5 protein-coding genes and 1 pseudogene are annotated in these 3,652 nt (G+C 65.6%); 4 read left to right on the forward strand and 2 right to left on the reverse strand.

Features of this window, described 5'->3' with window-relative positions:
- Positions 1-106: 106 nt before the first annotated feature.
- The 3 genes from AB0C84_RS45475 (at position 107) to AB0C84_RS45485 (ending at position 1,707) form a co-directional block, all read left to right on the forward strand.
- Positions 107-427, forward strand: coding sequence for a UTRA domain-containing protein (locus tag AB0C84_RS45475; protein WP_361079003.1), 321 nt, complete (start codon positions 107-109; stop codon positions 425-427).
- Positions 428-462: 35 nt separating this feature from the next.
- A complete protein-coding gene (locus tag AB0C84_RS45480) occupies positions 463-1,134 on the forward strand; it encodes a GntR family transcriptional regulator (RefSeq protein WP_361079007.1) in 672 nt (223 codons plus the stop codon).
- Positions 1,135-1,341: 207 nt separating this feature from the next.
- Complete coding sequence (locus AB0C84_RS45485; RefSeq protein WP_361079010.1) at positions 1,342-1,707, forward strand: ATP-binding protein; 366 nt, start codon at positions 1,342-1,344, stop codon at positions 1,705-1,707.
- A 256-nt stretch (positions 1,708-1,963) separates the two neighbouring features.
- Here AB0C84_RS45485 and AB0C84_RS45490 read toward each other — a convergent pair.
- Positions 1,964-2,056: pseudogene (locus tag AB0C84_RS45490) on the reverse strand (leucine zipper domain-containing protein); the annotation flags it as partial.
- 187 nt (positions 2,057-2,243) lie between these two features.
- On the opposite strand from AB0C84_RS45490, the gene AB0C84_RS45495 reads away from it, so the two are divergent.
- Positions 2,244-2,594, forward strand: coding sequence for a hypothetical protein (locus tag AB0C84_RS45495; protein WP_361079013.1), 351 nt, complete (start codon positions 2,244-2,246; stop codon positions 2,592-2,594).
- Between the two features lie 94 nt (positions 2,595-2,688).
- On the opposite strand, the gene AB0C84_RS45500 is transcribed toward AB0C84_RS45495, so the two are convergent.
- Complete coding sequence (locus AB0C84_RS45500; protein WP_361079016.1) at positions 2,689-2,853, reverse strand: hypothetical protein; 165 nt, start codon at positions 2,851-2,853, stop codon at positions 2,689-2,691.
- Between the last annotated feature and the right edge of the window lie 799 nt (positions 2,854-3,652).

A 3,652-nucleotide genomic window follows, 5' to 3' on the forward strand; every position in this document is an offset into this window, starting at 1 on the left:
CTCTTTCATCTGGGGGCTTGCTCCAGTGACTTTTGCTGGCAAAAAGACCGTCCGATGGTCATCGGGTTGCGCACGCGATAGACCTTGCGGGCCGGACGGTCAGCCCGTGGAACTGACCGACTCGTGGTACCCGGCAGAGATCGCAGAGGGAACGGCTCTGGCCGCTCCGGGGAAGATCAGAGGCGGGGCCGTCACCCTGCTCGCAGATATGGGCTATGCGGTGCACGAAGCTCGGGAGGACATCGTGTTTCGGAGTGCGACCGGTGATGAAGCCGCTGAGCTGGGGCTGTCTCCGGGTACGCCGGTGATCGTCCTGTCGCGTACCTGCTTGAACGCGGACGGCGTGGCATTTGAGGCTTCGGTAATGGTGATGGTCGCTGAGGGGCGCCATCTGCGTTACCGACTGGTGGCGGGTTCACGACGTTGACTCAGCGAGCGGACGATCGGCCGCCGTACCAGCAGATGGCGGCGGAGGTGCGGGCGCGGATCATGGCCGGGGATCTGGTGGCGGGCACTCAGCTACCTTCCACGGCGCACCTGGTCACAGAGTTCGGCGTTTCGAACACCACCGTCCAGAAGGCTCTGGCAGTGCTCAAGGCCGAGGGGTACCTGACCAGCCGTCAGGGCAAGGGCGTTTTCGTGCGCGAACGTCAGCCCTTCCGGGTGGAGGTTGGGGCCTACTTCGAGCCGACTCCTGGCGGCTACTCCTACGAGCTGCTGGAAGTCACGGAGCTACCGGCACCGAATGATGTTGCGGAGGCGCTCAACATCGGTGCTGGAGACCGGGTGCTCGTCCGGCGGCGACTGCTGCGCCATGCTGGTCGGCCGGTGGAGGTCGAGTGGTCGTACTACCCGTTGGAACTGGCGGCCGGTACCGAGCTGGCCGGGTCGCAGAGGATCCCTGGCGGAGCGCCACGCGTCCTGGCTGACCTGGGATACGACCTACAGCACTTCGTGGACGCAGTGTCCGCCCGGATGCCGACGAACGAAGAGATAGACCTCTTGGCGCTGCCAGACGTTCCGGTGATCCGTCAGTTCCGGGTCGCCTATTCCCACGATGACCGGCCTGTAGAGGTATCCGTGCTGGTCAAGGGTTCTCATTTGTACGAACTGGTCTACCGCTTGCCTGCCTGACCGCCCAGGTAGGAATGCCTACTCCGAGCACCAGGTGAGGCTCGCACACTTACTACTTGTGTGCTTATCGCGACTTCCATTAAAGTTTCTGAGCGCGGCACCGGAACGTTCGGTGAGGGCTCAAGCGCGCTGGGCGGTGGTCGCGACGGGCGGCCTGCGTAGTGGTTGATGCGTCGGCTCAGCAGATGCTCGGGAGGTGCAAGCTCGATGATCTACCTGAAAGCTGAACCGGCCAGCGTCAAAGTCGCCCGGGATCACGTCGGGAAGATCGCCGCCGAGGGCTGGCCGGTCGATGGCTACGGAGCTGGGCTGGTCACGACGGAGCTGGTGACCAACGCCGTGCGTCACGCAAAGACCGAGCTGGTCACGGTGAACGCTTTTGCGTCCGAGGCCGCGTATGTCGTGGAGGTGTGGGACGGGGACCCAACCCTTCCGGTTCTGCGGCAGGTGGAGAGGCTCGGTGAAGGCGGCTGGGGTCTGCGTGCTGTGGCCGAGTATGTCACCCGTTGGGGTGTGCGTTTCGACCAGAGGGGCGGTAAGACCGTCTTCGCCGAGTGGGCGGTGCCGTCGTGACCTCCCCGGAAGAGGTCGACGCCGATTCGCTGTATCAGCGGGCCGTGCTGCGGGTTTATGGGCCGTCGGTGTCCTCGGACGTGCTGTCCGGTCATGAACGGCTTAGGGCGCGTGCGCGTGTTTAACATGCCCGGCTAATGATGGTTATCGCGGGGTGGAGGTGCCCCGTCCGCACCTGCTGTCGTCACCTTCAATGAGATACATCCGCTCAGTGAGCAAGCGCACGAGACGCATCCCAACGGTTCCCGGACCGGTGGTCGATCTCGGCGCTCATCTGATGCGGACACGACTCCGGCCGCCGTGACCGGTCACCTGACCCGGCCAAACCCTCAGCCCGGTACCGCCGCAACATCAGCGAGTCCGTGGAACCGGGGGAAGCTCAGACCCCCCGACGCGCGCTCCCCGCAAACCAACACGCGACAGCCAAACCGAACAGCCACCCTCAAGCATGTGATGGGACAGAAGTGCCAAGCGAGCCCGCCCGGCCAGACAGCGGCCCGCTGCGAAGTCGCCGGCGCCCCGGTAGCCTGATCGGCATGTGCACTTACGCGATGGTCCATTACAAGGTCCACTACGTGTGCATCCCGTGCCGCCAGAGCCACAAGTACGCCTGGGATGGCGCCGAGCATCCCTGCCCCCGTTGTGGTCAGCCGATGATCTTCGCCGGGCATGACTTTGCCGCCCCGCGCCGCGGCGACGACCGCCGCTGGGACGCCGTCGCCGCCGTCCTTACGGCGGGCCTGCGCTATGAGGGCTTCGAGCCCTGTGGTTGCAGCCGCTCTCCCGAATTCCGCCCCAAGACGAACGCCCAGGTGAGGGCGCGCCGTCGGATGGCGGCCCGTGAAGGCCTGTCCGAGGCCGAGGCCCTCAAACTCCACTACGCCTGACCTGCTCGATCCCGGTGATCGAACCCCTGGAGCGGTCACACGGCGAAACCTGCCCCTAGGCAAATGGGTGGGTTAGATACCGCGGCGGTATCTCCTAACTGCCGCGAAGCTTCTCGACGACGCCCTCGGCCCTTCCACTGCCGTAGATCTTGACGTGGGAGCCGTGGGGCCCTTGCACGACTTGGCTCTTACCCCTCCCACCCGCGTCGACGATTGCACCTTCGACCAGCGCCTCCAAGCGGTGTTCCTGATCGGACATGTGCGTGCCGTCACCTTCTTCCCAGATGCACGCCGCGTTCGGGTGCTTGACCTCCGGCGAGGCAACGACGTGGGCGTGCGGGACGTGGACTTGTTCGGCGGCGGGGGGTCGAAGATGGTGCGCACCAGCATGGCGACCCAGGGCTGCGCCGATTTGGTGACGCGTGTGAGCAGGTCGTGCAGGTAGCCGTTGCGGCGGTTGACCGCCCGTCCGAGCGGGGTCCCGTAGCCGACCCCGCACGTCGACCGTGATCACCACGGCGTCGGTGCGCCGATCTCGGGCGGGAGTACCAGGTGCGCCGTCCTCAAGCGCTCGAGCTGCTCTGGCCCAATTCACACGTGGAAGCCGCCAACCGCACATGCCAAACCCTCTGTCTCATCAGCCGGATCGACTGACCGAGGCTGCCAGGGAGACGGACAGCTTCGCGGACAGGTCCCGTGACATCACATTCAGTAAGGTCACCTCATGATTTGCTGCGTCAGCGGGACGGGTGGCATCGTGCCGTCCGCACCACCTAGGCTGTGTTTCCACGTCCCGGCCCACTTCGCTCGCCTGGCTGCTCGCTACGTGACCGGGCCTGGGCGAACGCGGCATCGCTTCGCGATCTGCCCGGTGCCGCTTGCCTCCGGCCTCGCTCCACCGGCCAGCTCACGCGTTCGCGCGCTTGATCGGAGCCGCTTCGAGACAGGCCCTAGGTCGTCCACACCCTGTGGATCCGTTCGGCGCGCCTCGTCCCATGAGCTCGTCAGGTCCGCTACGTTCACGGTAGGTCGTTGCGCTCCGTCCGCCAGACGGGACG

It is taken from the genome of Actinomadura sp. NPDC048955 (assembly GCF_040649435.1).
In the GTDB taxonomy this organism is placed as follows: domain Bacteria; phylum Actinomycetota; class Actinomycetes; order Streptosporangiales; family Streptosporangiaceae; genus Spirillospora; species Spirillospora luteofluorescens.

What these genes read in the sequence shown, in the direction of transcription:
- AB0C84_RS45500 (WP_361079016.1), bottom strand. Translation starts at nt 2,853, where the DNA reads ATGTCCGATCAGGAACACCGCTTGGAGGCGCTGGTCGAAGGTGCAATC.
- AB0C84_RS45485 (WP_361079010.1), top strand. Translation starts at nt 1,342, where the DNA reads ATGATCTACCTGAAAGCTGAACCGGCCAGCGTCAAAGTCGCCCGGGAT.
- AB0C84_RS45495 (WP_361079013.1), top strand. Translation starts at nt 2,244, where the DNA reads ATGTGCACTTACGCGATGGTCCATTACAAGGTCCACTACGTGTGCATC.
- AB0C84_RS45480 (WP_361079007.1), top strand. Translation starts at nt 463, where the DNA reads ATGGCGGCGGAGGTGCGGGCGCGGATCATGGCCGGGGATCTGGTGGCG.